Annotated in this window: 22 protein-coding genes; 9 read left to right on the top strand and 13 right to left on the bottom strand. The window is 58.8% G+C overall.

The genetic code is table 11. From position 1 onward, the window contains the following. The first annotated feature begins 16 nt into the window (after window positions 1-16). The 3 genes from FHT84_RS17780 to FHT84_RS17770 all read left to right on the top strand — a co-directional run bounded on the left by FHT84_RS17780 (window position 17) and on the right by FHT84_RS17770 (window position 2,245). Complete coding sequence (locus FHT84_RS17780) at window positions 17-919, top strand: zinc ABC transporter substrate-binding protein (protein WP_113250068.1); 903 nt, start codon at window positions 17-19, stop codon at window positions 917-919. A gap of 148 nt (window positions 920-1,067) precedes the next feature. Further along, complete coding sequence (locus FHT84_RS17775; protein WP_112341203.1) at window positions 1,068-1,562, top strand: MarR family transcriptional regulator; 495 nt, start codon at window positions 1,068-1,070, stop codon at window positions 1,560-1,562. After that, window positions 1,559-2,245 (top strand): GNAT family N-acetyltransferase, encoded by a 687-nt coding sequence (locus tag FHT84_RS17770; protein ID WP_112341202.1) that lies wholly within the window; start codon window positions 1,559-1,561, stop codon window positions 2,243-2,245. Before FHT84_RS17775 ends, FHT84_RS17770 begins: the two co-directional genes overlap by 4 nt. 34 nt (window positions 2,246-2,279) lie before the next feature. On the opposite strand, the gene FHT84_RS17765 is transcribed toward FHT84_RS17770, so the two are convergent. Both FHT84_RS17765 and FHT84_RS17760 read right to left on the bottom strand, forming a co-directional pair. Continuing rightward, window positions 2,280-2,588 (bottom strand): Dabb family protein, encoded by a 309-nt coding sequence (locus FHT84_RS17765; RefSeq protein ID WP_112341201.1) that lies wholly within the window; start codon window positions 2,586-2,588, stop codon window positions 2,280-2,282. Between the two features lie 125 nt (window positions 2,589-2,713). Continuing rightward, on the bottom strand, window positions 2,714-3,613 hold the full coding sequence (locus tag FHT84_RS17760) for a LysR family transcriptional regulator ArgP (protein ID WP_113250069.1): 900 nt from the start codon (window positions 3,611-3,613) through the stop codon (window positions 2,714-2,716). Between the two features lie 163 nt (window positions 3,614-3,776). Here FHT84_RS17760 and FHT84_RS17755 point away from each other — a divergent pair, with 163 nt between their 5' ends. The 3 genes from FHT84_RS17755 (at window position 3,777) to FHT84_RS17745 (ending at window position 6,218) form a co-directional block, all read left to right on the top strand. After that, window positions 3,777-4,385 (top strand): LysE/ArgO family amino acid transporter, encoded by a 609-nt coding sequence (locus FHT84_RS17755; protein WP_112341199.1) that lies wholly within the window; start codon window positions 3,777-3,779, stop codon window positions 4,383-4,385. Between the two features lie 81 nt (window positions 4,386-4,466). Continuing rightward, a complete protein-coding gene (locus FHT84_RS17750; RefSeq protein WP_113250076.1) occupies window positions 4,467-5,357 on the top strand; it encodes a dihydrodipicolinate synthase family protein in 891 nt (296 codons plus the stop codon). A 195-nt stretch (window positions 5,358-5,552) separates the two neighbouring features. After that, on the top strand, window positions 5,553-6,218 hold the full coding sequence (locus tag FHT84_RS17745) for a YiiX/YebB-like N1pC/P60 family cysteine hydrolase (protein WP_112341198.1): 666 nt from the start codon (window positions 5,553-5,555) through the stop codon (window positions 6,216-6,218). Between the two features lie 86 nt (window positions 6,219-6,304). Here the strand turns inward: FHT84_RS17745 and rnhA are convergent, their stop codons facing one another. From rnhA to FHT84_RS17720, 5 genes are all read right to left on the bottom strand, one after another. Next, complete coding sequence (gene rnhA, locus FHT84_RS17740) at window positions 6,305-6,745, bottom strand: ribonuclease HI (protein ID WP_112341197.1); 441 nt, start codon at window positions 6,743-6,745, stop codon at window positions 6,305-6,307. Continuing rightward, window positions 6,742-7,707 (bottom strand): homoserine kinase, encoded by a 966-nt coding sequence (locus FHT84_RS17735; protein ID WP_113250070.1) that lies wholly within the window; start codon window positions 7,705-7,707, stop codon window positions 6,742-6,744. Before FHT84_RS17735 ends, rnhA begins: the two co-directional genes overlap by 4 nt. A 33-nt stretch (window positions 7,708-7,740) precedes the next feature. Further along, on the bottom strand, window positions 7,741-8,748 hold the full coding sequence (gene ispH, locus FHT84_RS17730; RefSeq protein ID WP_112341249.1) for a 4-hydroxy-3-methylbut-2-enyl diphosphate reductase: 1,008 nt from the start codon (window positions 8,746-8,748) through the stop codon (window positions 7,741-7,743). 161 nt (window positions 8,749-8,909) lie between these two features. Next, the gene (locus FHT84_RS17725; RefSeq protein WP_181592299.1) at window positions 8,910-9,671 is read right to left on the bottom strand and encodes an SURF1 family protein; all 762 of its coding nucleotides are present in this window, start codon (window positions 9,669-9,671) and stop codon (window positions 8,910-8,912) included. Continuing rightward, window positions 9,664-10,083: a DUF983 domain-containing protein gene (locus FHT84_RS17720; RefSeq protein ID WP_112341195.1), complete on the bottom strand. Its 420-nt coding sequence runs from the start codon at window positions 10,081-10,083 to the stop codon at window positions 9,664-9,666. The genes FHT84_RS17725 and FHT84_RS17720 overlap by 8 nt, the downstream gene beginning before the upstream one ends. Before the next feature lie 149 nt (window positions 10,084-10,232). On the opposite strand from FHT84_RS17720, the gene FHT84_RS17715 reads away from it, so the two are divergent. From FHT84_RS17715 to FHT84_RS17705, 3 genes are all read left to right on the top strand, one after another. Next, window positions 10,233-10,883: a chloramphenicol phosphotransferase gene (locus tag FHT84_RS17715; protein ID WP_112341194.1), complete on the top strand. Its 651-nt coding sequence runs from the start codon at window positions 10,233-10,235 to the stop codon at window positions 10,881-10,883. Between the two features lie 215 nt (window positions 10,884-11,098). Beyond that, window positions 11,099-11,965 carry an rRNA adenine N-6-methyltransferase family protein gene (locus tag FHT84_RS17710; protein ID WP_246698554.1) on the top strand — a complete coding sequence of 289 codons (867 nt, stop codon included), beginning with the start codon at window positions 11,099-11,101 and terminating at the stop codon, window positions 11,963-11,965. A gap of 107 nt (window positions 11,966-12,072) precedes the next feature. Then, window positions 12,073-12,432 carry a VOC family protein gene (locus FHT84_RS17705; RefSeq protein WP_112341192.1) on the top strand — a complete coding sequence of 120 codons (360 nt, stop codon included), beginning with the start codon at window positions 12,073-12,075 and terminating at the stop codon, window positions 12,430-12,432. Window positions 12,433-12,586: 154 nt separating this feature from the next. On the opposite strand, the gene FHT84_RS17700 is transcribed toward FHT84_RS17705, so the two are convergent. From FHT84_RS17700 to coxB, 6 genes are all read right to left on the bottom strand, one after another. Beyond that, window positions 12,587-13,465 carry a cytochrome c oxidase subunit 3 gene (locus FHT84_RS17700; protein ID WP_183763311.1) on the bottom strand — a complete coding sequence of 293 codons (879 nt, stop codon included), beginning with the start codon at window positions 13,463-13,465 and terminating at the stop codon, window positions 12,587-12,589. Window positions 13,466-13,526: 61 nt separating this feature from the next. After that, a complete protein-coding gene (locus FHT84_RS17695) occupies window positions 13,527-14,138 on the bottom strand; it encodes a cytochrome c oxidase assembly protein (RefSeq protein WP_112341190.1) in 612 nt (203 codons plus the stop codon). A gap of 9 nt (window positions 14,139-14,147) precedes the next feature. Continuing rightward, complete coding sequence (locus FHT84_RS17690) at window positions 14,148-14,288, bottom strand: hypothetical protein (protein WP_169644670.1); 141 nt, start codon at window positions 14,286-14,288, stop codon at window positions 14,148-14,150. Beyond that, complete coding sequence (locus FHT84_RS17685; RefSeq protein WP_112341189.1) at window positions 14,285-15,244, bottom strand: heme o synthase; 960 nt, start codon at window positions 15,242-15,244, stop codon at window positions 14,285-14,287. The genes FHT84_RS17690 and FHT84_RS17685 overlap by 4 nt, the downstream gene beginning before the upstream one ends. A 58-nt stretch (window positions 15,245-15,302) precedes the next feature. After that, window positions 15,303-16,997, bottom strand: coding sequence for a cytochrome c oxidase subunit I (ctaD, locus tag FHT84_RS17680; RefSeq protein ID WP_112341188.1), 1,695 nt, complete (start codon window positions 16,995-16,997; stop codon window positions 15,303-15,305). Between the two features lie 14 nt (window positions 16,998-17,011). Beyond that, window positions 17,012-17,902: a cytochrome c oxidase subunit II gene (coxB, locus tag FHT84_RS17675; protein WP_112341187.1), complete on the bottom strand. Its 891-nt coding sequence runs from the start codon at window positions 17,900-17,902 to the stop codon at window positions 17,012-17,014. Window positions 17,903-17,960: the final 58 nt, after the last annotated feature.

Here is a 17,960-nt window from a genome sequence, read left to right as displayed (position 1 = left end):
GAACAAGGAGACTCGCATGAACAAACAGAGACTGCTTCTCTCTGCGGCTGCAACAGCCTTCGTCGCCTTCGGCGTCGCTGCACCCGCTTCTGCCGAAACGCTCAATGTCGTGGCGTCCTTCACCGTGCTCGCCGATGTCGTCAAGCATGTCGGCGGTGACCACGTGAAGGTATCGAGCCTCGTCGGCGCGAACGGCGACCCCCATGAATTCGAGCCGTCTCCGGCCGATGCCAAGACGCTGAACGCTGCCAAGGTCGTCTTCGTCAGCGGCGAAGGCCTGGAAGGCTGGATGGACCGGCTGATCAGCGCATCCGGCTACAAGGGAACGCCTGTTGTCGCTTCCGAAGGCATCAACACCCGCACCATGGTGGATGACGGTAAGACCGTCACCGATCCGCATGTCTGGAACAGCCCGATCAATGTGAAGATCTGGGTCGCCAATATCGAAAAGGCTCTTTCCGCCGCCGATCCGGCCGACGCCGCCGATTTCAAGGCCAATGCCGAGCGCTACACGAAGGTTCTGACTGAGCTTGACACCTATGCGCACAGCAAGTTTGACAAGATTCCGGACGATCGCCGCAAAGTGCTGACGAGCCATGATGCCTTCGGCTACTTCGGCCGCGAATATAAGGTGAACTTCCTTGCTCCGATTGGCTTTTCGACAGAGACGGAAGCCTCGGCTGCCAAGGTCGCCCAGCTGATCGAGCAGATCAAGACCGAGCATGTGAAGACTTACTTCTTCGAAAACTCAAACGACCCGCGCCTCGTCAAGCAGGTTGCCAAGGCAACCGGCGCCGAACCCGGCGGTGAGCTCTATGTCGAATCGCTGTCAAAGGCCAACGGGCCAGCTTCGACTTATGAAAAAATGTTCCGTTATAACGTTGATCAACTCGCTGCAGCGATGGCGAAGTCGAGCTGAAGCAGCCGAACAAGCATGGCCGCGGGCATATGCCCGCGGCTTCTCCCATACCTCAATATCCAACCCAAGCATGCTGCAGCACTCATGACTTGACGGCAATTGCATAACAATTTATATAACTAGTTATGAAATTGAGTTGAGGATCGCCATGGTCGAGGATATCGTGAAATCGCTGGGATTCCTTTGTCTCGGCAGCCGCTTTCGTCGCATCGGCGAACGACTTCAGGCAGACACCCAGCAGATTATGGAGGAGCTTGGCGTTTCGCTACAATCTGCCCAATATCCCTTCCTGGCCGCAATCGATCGGGCTGGTCCGCTTACCATCGGTGAACTTGCGCAAGCTGTCGGCATCACCCAGCCGGGAGCCACGCGCACCATCTCTCAGCTTTTGGAATTGGGTTATGTCGACATGCAGGCCTCGCCCGAAGACCAGCGCCGAAGATTGGTCTCGCTGACCCCGCAAGGACAGGAACTCGTCGATTATTCGAAACGATTCGTCTGGCCGCGTATCGAACAGGCGGTAACGGAGCTCTGCGGCGAGAGTTCCAGGCCGATCCTGCAACAACTCGCCGCAATCGAGGACGGGCTTGCCGAAGCGCCGCTTGCCCGTCGGGGCAATCCCGACAAGGAGCAGAAACCATGAGCCATATTCTCGACCGGCCGGCCTGGAGCGCGCTTCGTACCGCCCACGCGACCTTGGCCGAAGGCAGCGAGCATGCCCTCCGCTATCCACCTTCCATCGTGCCTTTCGCCGCGCCTGCCGATGATACGTCGGAAAGCCTGGAGGCTTTGCAGAGTCTGCCGGCAGCCGGCGAGATCATGGCGCTCGTGGAAGCCAACCCTCTCCCACTCCCCCAGGGCTTGACGATCGTCTCCGAAAGCAAGTTGGTGCAGATGATCGCGGAACGGCCCTATCAGCGGATTTCCGACAGCCGGATCGAAGCGCTGACGGAAGCCGATGCAACGGAGATGCTTGCCCTGGCCACGCTGACCGAACCCGGCCCGTTTACGCTGCGCGCCCAAAGTCTCGGCCCATTTTGGGGTGTGAAGATCGATGGCCGCCTCGTTGCCATGGCCGGCCAGCGCATGCGCCAGCCTGGCTTTACCGAACTCAGCGGCCTTTGCACCCATCCAGATTTTCAGGGACGGGGCCTCGGCACCCTGCTCTTCCGCTTCGTTGCCGGCGAAATCTCGGCGAGAGACGAAACCGTCTACCTGCACGCCCGTGCCACGAACACGCCTGCGATCTCGCTTTACAGGGCAATGGGCTTCCGCTTGCGCTCCGAGATGAACCTCCGGGTCGTCGCGCCCAGGCGGCCGGCATGAGCATGGTCGAAGCCTGCGCCTGCCGCCCGTTCCATTAAAGATTGAAATCGAAGATCATCAGGCCGGCCAGGCCGCCATCCGTGGACGAAACGATCCGTTCGCCGACAGCGACGTGATCAGGATGCACTAGATAGGCATCGCGCGCTTCGGCACTTTCAAAAGTGACGACAAATCCATCGGCGAAGCCGCCATGCAGGCCCTCGGGCGAGACGTTTGGCCCATATTTCACGTCGACAATACCCGGAATGACCTTCTGCAAGGCGGCGACGGATTCGAAGAGCGCCCTCTTCTCCTCCTGTGTCAGGGCGGATTTGAGTCTAAGAAAAACGCAATGCAGGATCATAAGTCAGTCTCCCTGGAAATCGGGAGCAGCATAGAGGTAAAGGGCAGCGGGGCAAGGCGCCGATTCGCGAACATTCCGTTCCAGGCAGCGGAGCCAATTGTAAACTGCTCAGCTCGAAGCACAGCTCACGCCGACAGATGGTATTTGGCTGTTGCGATGATCTCACGCGTTAATTCGGCAAGCCGATCGGCCGCGAGGCGGCTCACCTGCCAATATAATGGGATGTTCAGCGGGGTATCGGGAATCAGCTCGACCAAGCGCCCGGCCTGCAGATGTTCCCGTACGAGCTGGATGGGATTCATGCCCCATCCCATGCCTGAGAGGCTGGCATCGACGAAGCCCTGTGTCGACGGCAGCCAGTGGCTCGGATAGGTAAAATCCTTTCCGAATGTCTGGCGTATCCACTGGCTTTGAAGCCTGTCCTTCTGGTTAAAGGTCAAGGCCGGCGCATTCACGATCGCTTCCGGGGTCACGCCCGCTTTAAAATACCGGGCCATGAAATCGGGGCTTGCAGTCGCATGATAGCGGAGCGCACCGAGGGATGTGCGCCGGCATCCCTGGATCGGCTTTTCCAGGCTGGTGACGGCCGCGATCACCCGCCCGCGCTGCAGCCATTCGGCGGTATGATCCTGGTCATCGATGGCGATATTCAGCAGATAGGGAGAGCGCTTGGCAAAGCCGGATATGGCCTCTACGAACCACGTCCCGAGGCTATCGGCATTCGTGGCAATGCGAAGCATTACCTTTTGCTGGGGCTCGCCCGGATCGGCGAGGGCCGGCAGGCGCCCGAACAGCTCGTCTTCGAGCATGCCGACATTCTCCATATGGCGGCAGAGCCATTCGCCCTTTTCCGTCGCGGTGCACGGGTTGCTCCTGGCGATCAGAACCACGCCGAGGCGCTCCTCAAGCTGTTTCACCCGCTGCGAGACGGCCGACGGCGTTACGTTCAGAATGCCCGCAGCCTTTTCGAAGCTGCCGGTCTGCACGACCATTGAGACGGCACGGAGAGCTGAATAGTCGAGCATAGCTTAGTTTTTCTTAATCCGGGTTAGCAACATTAATTAGCCTAAACCCACATATGGCGATACTGAAAGGCTCATTCATTTCGGAGCATTTCGCTAAAACTTTTCTTTTTTGCGCAATTCCGGACGAAAACCGCTTCGCACTTTTACCGGAATTGCTTCGAGCATGAATTTTTCGATTTACCTGACAGGCCTCACGATGGGCCTCAGCCTGATTGTCGCGATCGGTGCGCAAAACGCCTTCGTCCTGCGCCAGGGCCTTCGCAACGAACATGTATTCGCCGTCTGCCTCGCCTGCGCCCTCTCCGATGCCGCGCTCATCGTGCTCGGGGTGACGAGCTTTCGCCAGATCGCCGCCCTGCTTCCCTGGCTCGATCCGGTCATGCGCTATGCGGGAGCGGCCTTCCTCATCTGGTATGGGGCAAGGAGCCTCTATTCCGCCTTGCGTTCGTCGGCGGTGCTGGCCGCCGGAGAAGCGAAATCAGCGAGCTTCCGGCAGACGCTCGCCATGTGCCTGGCGCTCACCTGGCTCAACCCGCATGTCTATCTCGATACCGTCGCGCTGCTTGGCACGATCTCGACCCGGTTTCCGGGAAACGAGGCTTCATTTGCGGCGGGTGCCATGACGGGTTCCTTCCTGTTCTTCTTTTCGCTTGGCTTTGGCGCGAGATGGCTGAGACCGATCTTTGCGAAGCCCGCATCCTGGCGCATTCTGGAAACGCTCATTGCTTTTACCATGTGGATGATTGCCACCAAGTTGTTGAGCGGGATATGACTTGCGCGGCGTATTCATGGGCAAACAGCCTGTTTTCGATCGCCGCGGTTGTCCGGAGCTCAAGGAAGGATGAAGACGATCATGACGCTCTTTACTGGTCTTTCGGCCTTCCCCATTACCCCGGCCGATGCTTCCGGACACGTTGATATTGCAGTGCTCACACGCCTGCTTGAACGCATCCATCTGGCCGGCGCCGATTCCATTGGATTGCTCGGCAGCACCGGCGGCTACGCCTTTCTGTCACGCGACGAGCGGCGGCGCGCCGTTGAGGCCGCGATGACAGGTGTCGGCGGCAAGATCCCCGTCATCGTCGGCGTCGGAGCGCTGCGAACCGACGAGGCTCAGGCATTGGCGCGCGACGCCAGGGCTGCCGGCGCGGACGGGCTATTGCTTGCCCCCATGTCCTATACTCCACTCACGGAGGAAGAGGTCTACCAGCATTTCGCAGCCGTCGCGGAGGCCGGCGAGCTGCCGCTCTGCATCTATAACAATCCCGGCACGACGAGATTTACCTTCAGCCACGCGCTGATTGCCCGGCTGGCAAAGGTGGCGAACATCGTGGCGGTGAAGATGCCATTGCCGCCGGAGAGCGATTTCAAGGGAGAGATGGGACTTCTGCGCCAGGAAACGCCAAAGGATTTCTCCATCGGCTATAGCGGCGATTGGGGAGCCGCGGCCGGGCTACTGGCGGGTTGTGACGCCTGGTACAGCGTGATCGCCGGTCTCCTGCCCGCCGAAGCGCTGGCCCTCACACGGGCTGCCCAAGCCGGCGACACCGCCGAAACGGAACGGCTCGATCAAAAATTCCAGCCGCTATGGAGCCTGTTCAAGGAGTTCGGCAGCTTCCGTGTCATGTACGCGATTGCCGAAGCGCTCGACCTTTGCCGGATTGATCCACCGCGCCCGATCCTGCCGCTCTCCGTAACCGAAAGGCCGCGTGTAAGAAGCGCGCTCGATCACATCCTGAGGTGATCGCGCCTTGTACGGCGCGGCAAGTCCTGCCTTATCCCTGCCTTCGGGAAGTATCCGCTCGATGACTCCCGCTGGAATTGCCGCCACATCGTCATCTGTTTTGTTGCCCAGCCTTCCAGATGCCATCTTTCAGCGCGAAAAGTGTTTTCAAGAAGATAAATTGATCAAGAACTTTCAATTGGTTCCGGGGATGGCATGAAGAAACTGATAGCCGCCGCGATCCTATTGGCCTGCCTTGTTGCAGGAACACTCTATGCCACTGCTGGTGGCGATTATCCTCCGCTTAACGATGGTGACCTGATTTTTCAGACATCGACCAGCAACCAATCAAGCGCCATCATATTCGCGACCAGCTCCACCTTTTCGCATATGGGCATCATCAAGAATGATCACGGGACCATCACTGTCATAGAGGCCGCAGAGAAGGTCAAGGAAACGCCGCTAGAAACCTGGGTCAATCGCGGCTTGCTGAAGCGGGTTACGATCTATCGCGATCAGCGTCTCACACCTGAAACGGCGCGACAGCTCATATCGCATTCCCGCACATTCTACGGCAAACCCTACGATCTTTTCTTCTCCTTCAACAACGATGCGATCTATTGCAGCGAGCTGCCCTATCTCGCTTACAAAGCGGTAGGTCTGGAGATTGGCAAGGTGCAAAAAATATCGGAGCTAAACATCGACAATATCCTTGTCAGAAAGCTCGTTCAGTCACGCTGGAAGCGCGACAGCGAATGCACGGAACGCGGCTACGATTTCGACCAGTGCTATCGATACATCCTCAACCAGAGCCTCGTGACTCCCGTCAGCATCGCCAACGATCCAAATCTCAAGATGATCTACTCGAACTATCCGCTCTGATCGTGCGGCGCAAAGCATCGATAAGAGTCCGAAACCGGAATAGCCTTTGGTGAAAAGTCTGTGCCGAGAACGAAGGATCTTCGCTCTTACCTCCGCTTGAAAGGCTCCATGCCCTTGCGCGCCAACTCGTCGGCCCGCTCGTTCTCCGGGTGTCCCGCATGCCCCTTGACCCAGTGCAGCGTCACCTGGTGCCTGTTATAGGCCTCGTCCAGCGCCTGCCACAGCTCGGCATTCTTCACCGGCTTCTTGTCGGCGGTCTTCCAGCCGTTCTTCTTCCAGCCGAAGATCCATTTGGTGATGCCGTCCTTGACGTAGACGCTGTCGGTATAGAGATCGACTTCGCAGGGGCTTTTCAGAGCGCCAAGCGCCGAGATCGCCGCCATCAGCTCCATGCGGTTGTTGGTCGTATCTGCTTCGCCGCCGGAGAGTTCCTTTTCCACCTCGCCATAGCGAAGCACCGCCCCCCAGCCGCCGGGACCGGGGTTGCCCGAGCAGGCGCCGTCGGTAAAAATATCGACGTGCTTCATGCCTTCAGCCCATATTCGGCCGCAGAGGCGATCTGGCGATGGAAGCGCAGCTTGCGCAGATATTCGATCGGGTCTTTCTTGGTGACCATGGCGCCTGCCGGCGTCGTCAGCCAGTCGTAAAGCCGCGTCAGGAAGAAGCGCAGCGCCGAGCCACGGGCAAGCGTCGGCAGAGCGGCGATTTCAGCCTCGCTCAGCGGTCGCACGCTCTGATAACCCTCTAGCAGCGCCATGCCCTTGGTGATGTTATAGGCATGGTCCTTTTCGAAGCACCAGGCATTGAGGCAGATCGAGACGTCGTAGGCGAGCTGATCGTTGCAGGCGAAATAGAAATCGATCAGACCGGAGAGTTTGTCCCCGAGGAAGAAGACATTGTCCGGAAAGAGATCGGCATGGATGACGCCTTCCGGCAGATTCTTCGGCCAATGCTTTGCGAGGAAATCGAGTTCGCCGCAGATTTCGTCCTGCAGGCCGGTTTCGACTTCGTCGGCGCGTGCTTCGGATTTCTCCCAGAGCGCTTGCCAGCCCTCAAGCGACAGCGCGTTCGTGCGGCGGATGGCGAAGCCTTCACCGGCAATATGCATGGCGGCCAGCGCCTTGCCGACCTCGCGGCAGTGATGCGCCTCGGGCTTGCGCAGCCACATGCCCTCGAGGAAGGAGATCAGGGCGGCAGGGCGGCCGGAGAGATGACCGAGCAAGGCGCCGTCACGGCGCGGCAAAGGCAGTGGACAGGATAGGCCGCGGCTCGCCAGATGCTGCATCAGCCCCAGGAAGAACGGCAGATCGCCCTTGTCGACGCGCTTCTCGTAAAGCGTCAGAATCAGCGGATCGCGGCTCGTATGTAAGAGGAAGTTCGAGTTCTCGACGCCTTCGGCAATGCCCTTATAAGAGAGCAATTCGCCGACATCATATTCGGTCAGGAACCACTTCAAATCGTCTTCGGTAATATCGGTATAAACGGCCACGAAACAGTCCCGAACTTGAGCGCCTTAGGTCGGCTATTCGCCGTTGACGAAAGCCATGTCTGCTGTCGTCAGCTCTATACTGCGAAGCTCGCGATTGACGAGGAAATTCTCGGTTTCCTTCACAGTTTCGGCAAGTTCCACCACAGCATTATAGCGGGCGCGGAAGGCTTCGATGATCTCGTTGACGATGACTTCTGGCGCAGATGCACCAGCCGACAAACCGACCGTCTTGATATCGCCGATATCGTCCCAATCGATCTCGGCGGCGCGCTGCACGAGGACGGATTTCTTCGCCCCTGCCCTCAGCGCCACTTCCACGAGGCGCTTGGAATTCGACGAGTTCGGCGCACCGACGACGATGAAGAGATCGCAGCCCGGCGCCGCCTCCTTCACGACTTCCTGGCGGTTGGTCGTGGCGTAGCAGATCGAGTCTGCCGCTGGTGCAGTAAGATTTGGGAAGCGCTCCTGCAGCCGCGCGATGACGCCGGCGGTATCGTCAACAGAGAGCGTCGTCTGCGTGACGAAGCCGAGATTGTCCGGATCATCAGGCTGGTAGACGTCGGCGTCCTCCACGGTTTCGATCAGCGACACGGCACCCTCAGGCAGCTGGCCCATGGTGCCGATCACTTCCGGATGGCCGGCATGGCCGATCAGGACGACATGGCGGCCGAGGCGATTATGGCGCATGGCCTGCTTGTGCACCTTGGAGACCAGCGGACAGGTGGCATCGAGATAGAAGAGATTGCGCGCATCGGCATCCGCCGGCACGGATTTCGGCACGCCATGCGCCGAGAAGACGACGGGCTGGGCGCGATGCTCGGCCGGGATTTCATCCAGCTCCTCGACGAAGATGGCACCCTTGGCCTCCAGCCCTTCGACGACATAGCGATTGTGCACGATCTCATGGCGGACATAGACGGGTGCGCCATAGGCCTTCAGCGCCAGAACGACGATCTGGATAGCGCGATCGACGCCGGCGCAGAAGCCGCGCGGCCCGCAAAGCCGGATGGTCAGGTCAGGTTTGGAAATGGCTATGTTCATATCTCTTCCGAAATGCGACAGTGGCTTGAGCCATAGATAGGGCTGCCCTGCCGCCTGCTCCATTCAGTCCGCATGATCTTATCCAAAAACCGCTGCGCACTTTTTGGGATCATGCTCTAGCGGAATATTCCATCGAAATGAAGCTATTCTATTGCATGTCTCTATTGTGAGGGCGCGTCCGGATGGCGTTTACGCCACCAGGATATGGCGACGATCGCTGCCAGCGCCACCGCCAAGCCATACCAGGTCACCGCATATTGCAGGTGATTGTTCGGCAGATCGATGATCGTGACGCCGCCGATCGGCAAGCCCCCTGGATTGGGCGTCTTGTCGGCATCGATGAAGAAGGGCAGCACCTTGTCCTTCGGCAGGCCGACACTGGCAGCCATGACATCCAGATCTTTCCAGTAGAAAATATTCTTGGCGAGATCATTGTCCGGCATGCCGCCGGGCCGCTCGGCGAGTTTGGCGCGGGCAAGGCCGATGATCGTCTGTTCGCCAGTCACTTCACCCTGCTTGCGCTTTTCGGGCTCTTTTGCCTCGGAGGGCACGAAGCCTCGATTGACAAAGAGGTAGCGGCCATCGACCAGCTGCAATGGCGTATAGACATGAAAGCCGGGATCGCCGTCATGGGTGGCGAGGAAATGCCGCTCCTTGTCGTTGAGGTAGTGGCCGGTGGCGGTCACCACGCGATACTCAATGTCGCCGCCGGAGGCCGCCATAGTTTCGATCGCCGACAAGGGTACGGCCGGCGCATCCTTGCGGGCGGCGATATCGGCCAACAGGCCTTCCTTCCACTGCAGCCTCTCGACCTGCCATGTACCAAGGCCCAGCAGAATGACGAGCGCGACGAGCAGAAGCAGCGCCTTGGCGATTTGCCATAAGGGATTGGCACGGCGCACAGGCACTGCAGACTCAGTCACGGTGGACGCGCCCTTCGGCGGCGTTGTTGCGATATTGCAGGGCAATCAGAATGCCCTTGCACCAGCGCAGGGACAGAAGCGACAGAATGATCGTCAACGGCGCGAACAGCACTATGTAGACCCAGATCGGCGGCGCATAATTGATCTGCATCCACAAGACCGAACCGATGATGATGAAACCGACAATCAGGATGACGAAGACAGCCGGACCATCACCGGCATCGGCGAAGGCATAGTCGAGATCACAGGCGGCACAGCGCGGTTTCAGCGACAATAAGCCATCGAAGAGCTTGCCTTGGCCGCAACGCGGGCAACATCCCTGTATGCCAACCTTGAAGGGATCGACGGGCGCGAAGAGAGCGCTGTCGCTATGGGATACCCCGTCCGGCGTCTTGTCTTGCTCTGAGTTCAAAGTTCTGTCTCTGTCAGTCTGCCATTGCGGGCGAACACATGGATTTCGCCCCTTAGCACCATCAGTAACCGCGATGCGCGTATCCGTCCAATCGAAAAGCTCGGATATCACCGCCATCCGCCTGTAAAGCATACAAAAGGATTGGATTTATGGCATTCAGCGAAGCCTTGCAGCCAGGCCAGATCGTCATTCTGAACGGTGCGCCGCGATCCGGAAAAAGCAGCATCGTCGAGGTGATTCAGGCTGAATTCGAAGGCGTATGGGTCAATCTCGGTGTCGACGCTTATGTGCGACATGTGACGCCCCCGCGCTATCGCCCGGGCATCGGCTTGCGCCCCGGCGGTGAGCGGCCCGATCTCGAACCGCTGGTCCAGCGCCTTTATGCCGCACTCTATGCCTCGATCGCCGCACATAGCCGCATGGGGCTGAATGTCGTCGCCGAATTCGGCCATCACGATGCCTATTCGCAGCCGCTCGGCATTCTTGCCGATTGCGCCCGATGGCTGGCAGGATTGCCTGCTCTGTTCGTTGGCGTGCGCTGCCCGCTCGATGTCGTGATGCAGCGGCGGCTGGCGGAAGGACCGGAAAGACAGGGCACTTACGTCGCTGTCGGAGCGGATATGCCCATCCCCGCGCCGGTCATCGCCTGGCAGGAACAGGTGCACCTGCCCGGGATCTACGATCTGGAGGTCGATACGTCCATGAGCAGCCCGAAGGCATGCGCCGAGCAAATCCGGCAGTTGCTTGCTAGAGATCTGCCTCATCCGACGGCATTCGAGAAGATTGCCTCAAGAGAGTGAGGATACCAAAACAAAGGGCGGATTCTGAGCGCCCGCCCCTGACCTAACGTGGAATCCAAGTAAATGCCGCTACCGAACCCCTTGTGACATGAGCGTTTCAGGCGGTTTATCTTGTTGGAAGTATCTTCGTGGGGCATTCTGCGTGCGTCGCAGAACTGTCGCTTTGACTAGGAATTTCGCGACGGGAAAATTATTCTTTGGAGTTGGTTCTGCCGATGACACCGGACGAATTGAAGATCGTGCGTCGAGCTTATGCGAAGCAGATCACGGCGGCTGTTAGAATTGTCGATGAGCGTATCGAAAGAGCGTTTGCCGAAGTGCCGCGAGAAGATTTTCTTGGTTCTGGCCCCTGGCCGATCTTCCGAATGCGGAAAGCCTATGTTCAGACCCCGACCGCCGATCCTGTCTACCTTTATACGGATGAGATCGTTGGCATCGTCCCGGAGCGCCACATCAACAACGGGCAGCCGTCACTTCATGCCTTCCTGCTTTCGCAAGCCGCGCCGCGAGCAGGTGAGCATATCGTGCATGTTGGGGCTGGCACCGGCTATTATTCCGCGATCATGGGGAACCTCGTTGCTGCCTCTGGCAAGGTGACGGCGATCGAGTTCGATCCGGAGCTTGCTACGCAGGCGAAAGCAAATCTTACTCCCTGTCGGAACGTTTCCGTGGTCCAGGGAGATGGAAGCTCCGTGGCTTTCGATGCAGCCGATGTGATCTATGTGAACGCGGGAGCAACGCGACCGGCAGATATCTGGCTGGACCGGCTCAATGATGGCGGAAGGCTCATCCTCCCGCTGACGACCGACCTTGGATTCACCAGCAGCAATTGGAACAACATGCACCTCCGAGGAGCGGTGTTCCTCGTGACGCGCAGGGGTGGGGAATTCCATGCGCAATGGATTTCGCCGGTGGCCATCTTCCCGTGTGAAGGAATGCGCGACGCGGAATCGGAAAAAGCACTTGCGGTGGCATTCGAGACCGGGGAGCACAAGAGAGTGACGCGGCTGTACCGTAATGATGACCTACCAACTGAACAATGTTGGGTTCGCGGTTCCGGCTGGTGCCTAGCCTATGCTTAGAAAGTAATCTGGCAAACATCCCGTCGCAGGTTTCGGGGATTTTTGCGACAGCCCATATCACTTTATTCCGCTCGAGAGCACGCCATGTCGCGAAGAAGGCAGCCACAATGATCAAAATTGGCTCGATCGTGATCCATTGCTGTGAATTTGAGCGCATGGTCGCGTTCTGGCAGGAAGCCTTGCATTACGTCGCGCGCGAGCCTGTGAGCGATGACTGGGTTGTGCTTCATGATCCTGAAGGCCACGGCCCGAATGTTTCCTTTCAGGCTCGCGACCGAAGCGGCTGGCGGAGAAGCTGGCTGCACTTGGACCTTTATACCGATCGCCAGCAGGAGGAAGTCAATCGTTTGCTGACGATCGGAGCGAAACAGTACCCGTGGCGCTATCCGGAAAATGCCGACTATGTGGTTTTGCAAGACCCTGACGGCAATCTTTTCTGTGTCGTGCAAAAGCCGCAAATCTCCTAAGTTTTGCGACAAAATCGGAACCGCTGATTTTCAGAGGGAAATCTGTCGCAAAACCCGCTCGCAAAATAAGAGTTTCGCGACAGAAAGCATTCCACATTTCAGTTAGGGGCTGGCGCTGAGCGCCCGCCTTTTGTTTTCCAGAGATCGATACCGATCAGCCAGCCGCGACCGGCGCGCCCCAGCTGCCCCAGATATAGATGCAGAAGAACAGGAACAGCCAGACCACGTCGACGAAGTGCCAGTACCAGGCGGCCGCTTCGAAGCCGAAATGCTGTTTCGGCGTGAAATCACCCCTGATGGCGCGGACCAGGCAGACGATCAGGAAGATCGTGCCGACCAACACGTGGAAACCGTGGAAGCCGGTCGCCATGAAGAAGGTCGCGCCATAGATCGAATTTTTGAATTCGAACGGCGCATGGGCATATTCATAGGCCTGCACGCAGGAGAACAGCGCGCCGAGAAGGACCGTCAGCGTCAGGCCCTGGAGCAGCCCCCTGCGGTCGCCATGCAGCAGCGCATGGTGTGCCCAAGTGACCGTCGTGCCCGACAGCAGCAGGATGATGGTGTTGTAGATCGGCAGGTGCCAAGGATCGAGAACCTCGATGCCTTTCGGCGGGAACTGGCCGCCGAGGAAGGCCGTGCGCGATGCCTGGATCGCCTCGTTCGGGAACAGGCTGACATCGAAATAGGCCCAGAACCAGGCGACGAAGAACATCACCTCGGAGGCGATGAACATGATCATGCCGTAGCGCAGATGCAGCGACACGACGCGGGTGTGCGCGCCCTCATGCGCCTCCTTGATCGTATCGGCCCACCAGCCGTACATGACATAGAGGATTACGGCGAGGCCAATGAAGAACAGCCAGGGCTGCGCCCAATTGATCCCCAACAGATGCATCGCGCCGCCATTGAGATAGCGCATGAAGCAGACACCGCCGAAGGTGATCACAAAGGCTCCGATGGCCGCGGTAATCGGCCATGCGCTGGGCTCGATAATGTGATAATCGTGTTTTCTCTGATGCACTTCGGCCATATCAGCAATCCCCGAATAACTTTTCCCATATTGCTCCCGGTCAAACCGAAAGCACTCTCCATCAAAGTTTCTTTTCCACCGGCTTTACAGCGCCGTCATTGGATGCGACGGGCTTTGCGCCCTCCCGCGGGTAATAGGTATAGGACAGTGTCAGCGCGTTGATCGTCTTGGTTTCCACAGCCCTGGCGATCTCGGGATCAACGTAGAAAACCACCGACATCTCACGCTTTTCCCCAGGTGCTAAATCCGTCTCATTGAAGCAGAAGCACTGGACCTTGTTGAAATAGACCCCGGCTTCCAGCGGCGAGACGTTGAAGATCGCCTGCCCGCGCTCCATCTTGTCCGACTTGTTCTCGATCTCGAACTTGACTTCGACCGTTTCGCCGATTTTCGGACTGATCGACTTCTGCAGCGGCTTGAAATTCCAGGGCAGACCGGGTGCGACATTCGCGTCGAAGGAAACCTGGATCTGCCTGTCGAGAATGAGGTTGGACACCTGCTCGACGCGCTGCGTCGTGCCGTTATAACCCGTCACCTGGCAGAACATGCGATAGAGCGGCACGGCAGCGGCGCACATGGCGCTCATGCCGACGACGAAGCTCAGGCACATGGCAACGATCATGCCGTTGTTACGGCCGCCGCTTCTCGTGCTCTTTGTGACCTCCCCCTCCATCACGCCTCCTCAAACGTGTCCGGAGCCGACCTTGATGATGGTGATCGCGTAGAACAGGATCACCAGGCCAGCAAGCACCAGGCCAAGCGCTATATTGCGCCCGCGCCGCGATTTCCTCTGCGCTTCCGTGAGCTTGACCAGATCGATCATAGCCAGCCTCCAACGCCGCCCGATATCAGCACGGCAACGAGCCGGTCGATCAGCAATGCGGAAAAGATCGCGAAGAGATAAAAGATGGAAAAGCCGAAAAGTTTCTTTGCCGGCACCATCTTCACGTCGCCGTCGGCCATGCGCCAGACGGCGATGGAACAGTGCACGAAGATCGCCCCCAGCAGCGCGGCGACGACGCCATAACCCAGGCTCGCAAAGCCCATGAAGGCAGGGACGACGCCGACAATGGCAGTCAGAACGGCATAGACAACGATCTGATTTTTCGTTGTCGGAATGCCGGCGACATTCGGCAGCATCGGCACGCCGACGGCCTCGTAGTCACCCATCTTGAACAAGGCCAGCGCCCAGAAATGCGCCGGCGTCCACAGGAAGATGATGAGGAAGAGCACGATGCTCTCGATCGTCACGCTGCCGGTCACGCAGGCCCAGCCGATGACAGGCGGAAAGGCGCCGGCCGCGCCGCCGATGACGATGTTTTGCGGCGTCGAACGCTTCAACCACATCGTGTAGATGACGGCATAGAAGAAGATAGTGAAGGCCAGGATGCCAGCGGAAAGCCAATTGATGGCCAAGCCGAGGATCGTCACTGAGAAGCCTGACAATACGAGGCCGTAGGCCAGCGCTTCCGACGGTTTGATGCGGCCGGCAGGTATCGGCCGACGCGCGGTGCGGCTCATCACGGCGTCGATATCCGCATCATACCACATGTTCAAGGCGCCCGAGGCGCCCGCACCGACGGCGATGCAGAGAATGGCGATGAAGCCGAGCACCGGATTGATATGACCGGGAGCCAGCACCAGACCGGTGAAGGCGGTGAAGACGACCAGCGACATGACGCGTGGCTTCAAGAGCTCGAAATAATCGCGCGCACTCGCTTCCGACAGGCCGGTATCGCCTTGCTTTGCGAGCGCGTCGTGATTGTCGATGAGCGTCATTCTTTGTTCCAATTGTCAGTTGAGCCGGACGCCGTTTATCACGGCGTCCGGAAACAGGCTACTTGATGCGCGGCAGCTCTTCCCACTGGTGGTGGGGCGGCGGCGACGAAAGCTGCCACTCGAGCGTGGTTGCGCCCTCGCCCCATGGATTATCGCCTGCAACGCGCTTCTTCGAGAATGCATCTATAACGCCCCAGAAGAAGAAGCAAAGGCCTACGGCTGCGACATAGGAGCCGATGGAGGAGACGAAATTCCAGCCGGCATAGGCGTCCGGGTAGTCGATGTAGCGGCGCGGCATGCCGGCACGACCCAGGAAATGCTGCGGGAAGAACACCATGTTCACGCCGACGAAGGTGATCCAGAAATGCCAGTTGCCGATCCGCTCATTGTACATGTAGCCGGTCATCTTCGGGAACCAGTAGTACCAGGCGGCGAAGATAGCGAAGACGGCACCGAGCGACAGAACGTAGTGGAAGTGTGCCACCACGAAGTAGGTCGCATGCAGTTCGCGGTCGAGGCCGGCATTGGCGAGCTGAACGCCAGTGACGCCGCCGAGCGTGAACAGGAAGATGAAGCCAAGTGCCCAGATCATCGGCGTGCGGAACTGGATGGAGCCGCCCCACATCGTCGCGATCCACGAGAAGACCTTGACGCCTGTGGGCACGGCGATGACCATCGTCGCGAAGACGAAGTAGCGCTGCGTGTCGAGCGAGAGGCCGGTCACATACATGTGGTGGGCCCAGACGACGAAGCCGACGGCGCCGATCGCGACCATGGCGTAGGCCATGCCGAGATAGCCGAAAATCGGCTTGCGCGAGAAGGTGGAGATGATGTGGCTGATCATGCCGAAGCCGGGCAGGATCAGGATGTAGACTTCCGGATGGCCGAAGAACCAGAAGAGGTGCTGGTAGAGCAGCGGGTCGCCGCCGCCTTCCGGCGCGAAGAAGGTCGTGCCGAAGTTGCGGTCCGTCAGCAGCATGGTGATGGCGCCGGCCAGAACCGGCAGCGACAGCAACAGCAGGAAGGCGGTGATCAGCACCGACCAGGCAAACAGCGGCATCTTGTGCAGCGTCATGCCCGGAGCGCGCATGTTGAGAATGGTCGTGATGAAGTTGATCGCGCCGAGGATCGAGGAGGCACCGGCGATATGCAGCGCGAAGATGACCAGATCGATCGCCGGGCCTGGGTGTCCGACCGTACCTGATAGGGGCGCGTACATCGTCCAGCCGCCGCCCGCGCCATAGGCGCCTGCGGGGCCTTCGACGAACATCGAGAGGATGAGCAGCAGGAAGGCCGGGACGAGAAGCCAGAACGAAATATTGTTGAGGCGCGGGAAGGCCATGTCAGGCGCGCCGATCATGATCGGCACCATCCAGTTGGCGAAGCCGCCGATCATTGCCGGCATGACCATGAAGAAGATCATGATCAGCGCGTGAGCGGTGACGAAGACGTTGTACATCTGCTTGCCGCCATCGATGGCGGCATCGCCCGAAAAGCCGTAGACCATCGACGCCAGACCGCTGAAGATCTGGATGCCCGGCTCCTGCAATTCCATGCGGATGGCAACGGAAAGGAGGAAGCCGATCACGCCCGCGAAAATCGCGAAGATCAGATAGAGCGTGCCGATGTCCTTGTGATTCGTCGAATACAGCCAACGCTCGGCGAAGGTCTGTTTGTGCGCGTGATGATCGTCATGCGCGTGCGCGTCCTGAAGAGCGTGCGAGTGATCGTCGTGTGCCTTGGATCCAGCCATTGTTCCTACCCCTCCTACTTGGCCGTGTTTTCGGCGACCTTGACGGTCGTCGGTTGGTCGACGGCGGCCATCAGAGCCTTGTTCGCCTTGCTCAGATCAGTTGCGGCTGAGGCCAGCCACTGCTTGTACTGATCGTCGGAGACGACGCGGATGGCGATCGGCATGAAAGAGTGATCCTTGCCGCAAAGCTCGGAACACTGACCATAATAAAGGCCTTCTCGATCGGCCTTGAACCATGTTTCGTTCAGGCGACCGGGAATGGCGTCGATCCTGACGCCGAAGGAAGGCATTGCGAAGGAATGAATGACATCGGCCGGCGCTGCCGTGACGAGGACGCGGACGTTCTTGCCGACGGGCACAACCATTTCGTTGTCGACGGCGAGAAGGCGTGGATATCTGGACTTGTCGTCCTTGCCGGCGGCGGTGCGATCCTGCTCCTTCAGCATGAAGGAATCGAAAGCGACCGGCGTCGCGCCGGTGTTCTCATACTCATAATTCCACTGCCACTGCGTCGCCGTCGCCTTGACGGTCACGTCAGTCTGCTCGGGGAATGTCAGCTGATCGGTGAGAAGATTGAAGGAGGGAATGGCCAGAAAGAGAAGGACGAGGACCGGGCCGATGGTCCAGATGACCTCGATCAGGGTGTTGTGGCTCGTCTTGGACGGAACCGGGTTCCTGGAAGCCCGGAACTTCACCATAACCACCACCAGGAGGACGAGAACCAGCAGCGTGATCGGAATGATAAACCAAAGCGTGTATGCCTCAAACCAGCGGATTTGATGCATGTTGCCGGTCGCCGCCTGCTGCATACCGGTTTCCCAGGGTCTCGGCTGATCGGCATAACTGCCTGTCGCAAAAAGCAGACAGATCATAGCCGTCAGAGCCGCGTAAGCTCTTTTAATCACGATGTCTCTCCCTCCAGCGTTTGATCCCAGATCTTCCTCAAACGCAGTATCCCTACAA

Origin of the sequence: Rhizobium sp. BK289 (assembly GCF_014193575.1) — a bacterium.
GTDB classification, from domain to species: Bacteria; Pseudomonadota; Alphaproteobacteria; order Rhizobiales; family Rhizobiaceae; genus Rhizobium; species Rhizobium tropici_C.
This window is presented reverse-complemented; position numbering and strand designations above follow the sequence as displayed.

Bases quoted from the DNA above. Each gene is read 5' to 3' on its own strand.
- FHT84_RS17705 (WP_112341192.1), top strand. From the start codon at position 12,073: ATGATCAAAATTGGCTCGATCGTGATCCATTGCTGTGAATTTGAGCGC.
- FHT84_RS17745 (WP_112341198.1), top strand. From the start codon at position 5,553: ATGAAGAAACTGATAGCCGCCGCGATCCTATTGGCCTGCCTTGTTGCA.
- FHT84_RS17695 (WP_112341190.1), bottom strand. From the start codon at position 14,138: ATGGAGGGGGAGGTCACAAAGAGCACGAGAAGCGGCGGCCGTAACAAC.
- ctaD (WP_112341188.1), bottom strand. From the start codon at position 16,997: ATGGCTGGATCCAAGGCACACGACGATCACTCGCACGCTCTTCAGGAC.
- FHT84_RS17775 (WP_112341203.1), top strand. From the start codon at position 1,068: ATGGTCGAGGATATCGTGAAATCGCTGGGATTCCTTTGTCTCGGCAGC.
- FHT84_RS17685 (WP_112341189.1), bottom strand. From the start codon at position 15,244: ATGACGCTCATCGACAATCACGACGCGCTCGCAAAGCAAGGCGATACC.
- FHT84_RS17755 (WP_112341199.1), top strand. From the start codon at position 3,777: ATGAATTTTTCGATTTACCTGACAGGCCTCACGATGGGCCTCAGCCTG.
- FHT84_RS17780 (WP_113250068.1), top strand. From the start codon at position 17: ATGAACAAACAGAGACTGCTTCTCTCTGCGGCTGCAACAGCCTTCGTC.
- FHT84_RS17750 (WP_113250076.1), top strand. From the start codon at position 4,467: ATGACGCTCTTTACTGGTCTTTCGGCCTTCCCCATTACCCCGGCCGAT.
- ispH (WP_112341249.1), bottom strand. From the start codon at position 8,748: ATGAACATAGCCATTTCCAAACCTGACCTGACCATCCGGCTTTGCGGG.
- FHT84_RS17765 (WP_112341201.1), bottom strand. From the start codon at position 2,588: ATGATCCTGCATTGCGTTTTTCTTAGACTCAAATCCGCCCTGACACAG.
- FHT84_RS17760 (WP_113250069.1), bottom strand. From the start codon at position 3,613: ATGCTCGACTATTCAGCTCTCCGTGCCGTCTCAATGGTCGTGCAGACC.
- FHT84_RS17690 (WP_169644670.1), bottom strand. From the start codon at position 14,288: ATGATCGATCTGGTCAAGCTCACGGAAGCGCAGAGGAAATCGCGGCGC.
- rnhA (WP_112341197.1), bottom strand. From the start codon at position 6,745: ATGAAGCACGTCGATATTTTTACCGACGGCGCCTGCTCGGGCAACCCC.
- FHT84_RS17770 (WP_112341202.1), top strand. From the start codon at position 1,559: ATGAGCCATATTCTCGACCGGCCGGCCTGGAGCGCGCTTCGTACCGCC.
- FHT84_RS17710 (WP_246698554.1), top strand. From the start codon at position 11,099: ATGACACCGGACGAATTGAAGATCGTGCGTCGAGCTTATGCGAAGCAG.
- FHT84_RS17700 (WP_183763311.1), bottom strand. From the start codon at position 13,465: ATGGCCGAAGTGCATCAGAGAAAACACGATTATCACATTATCGAGCCC.
- FHT84_RS17715 (WP_112341194.1), top strand. From the start codon at position 10,233: ATGGCATTCAGCGAAGCCTTGCAGCCAGGCCAGATCGTCATTCTGAAC.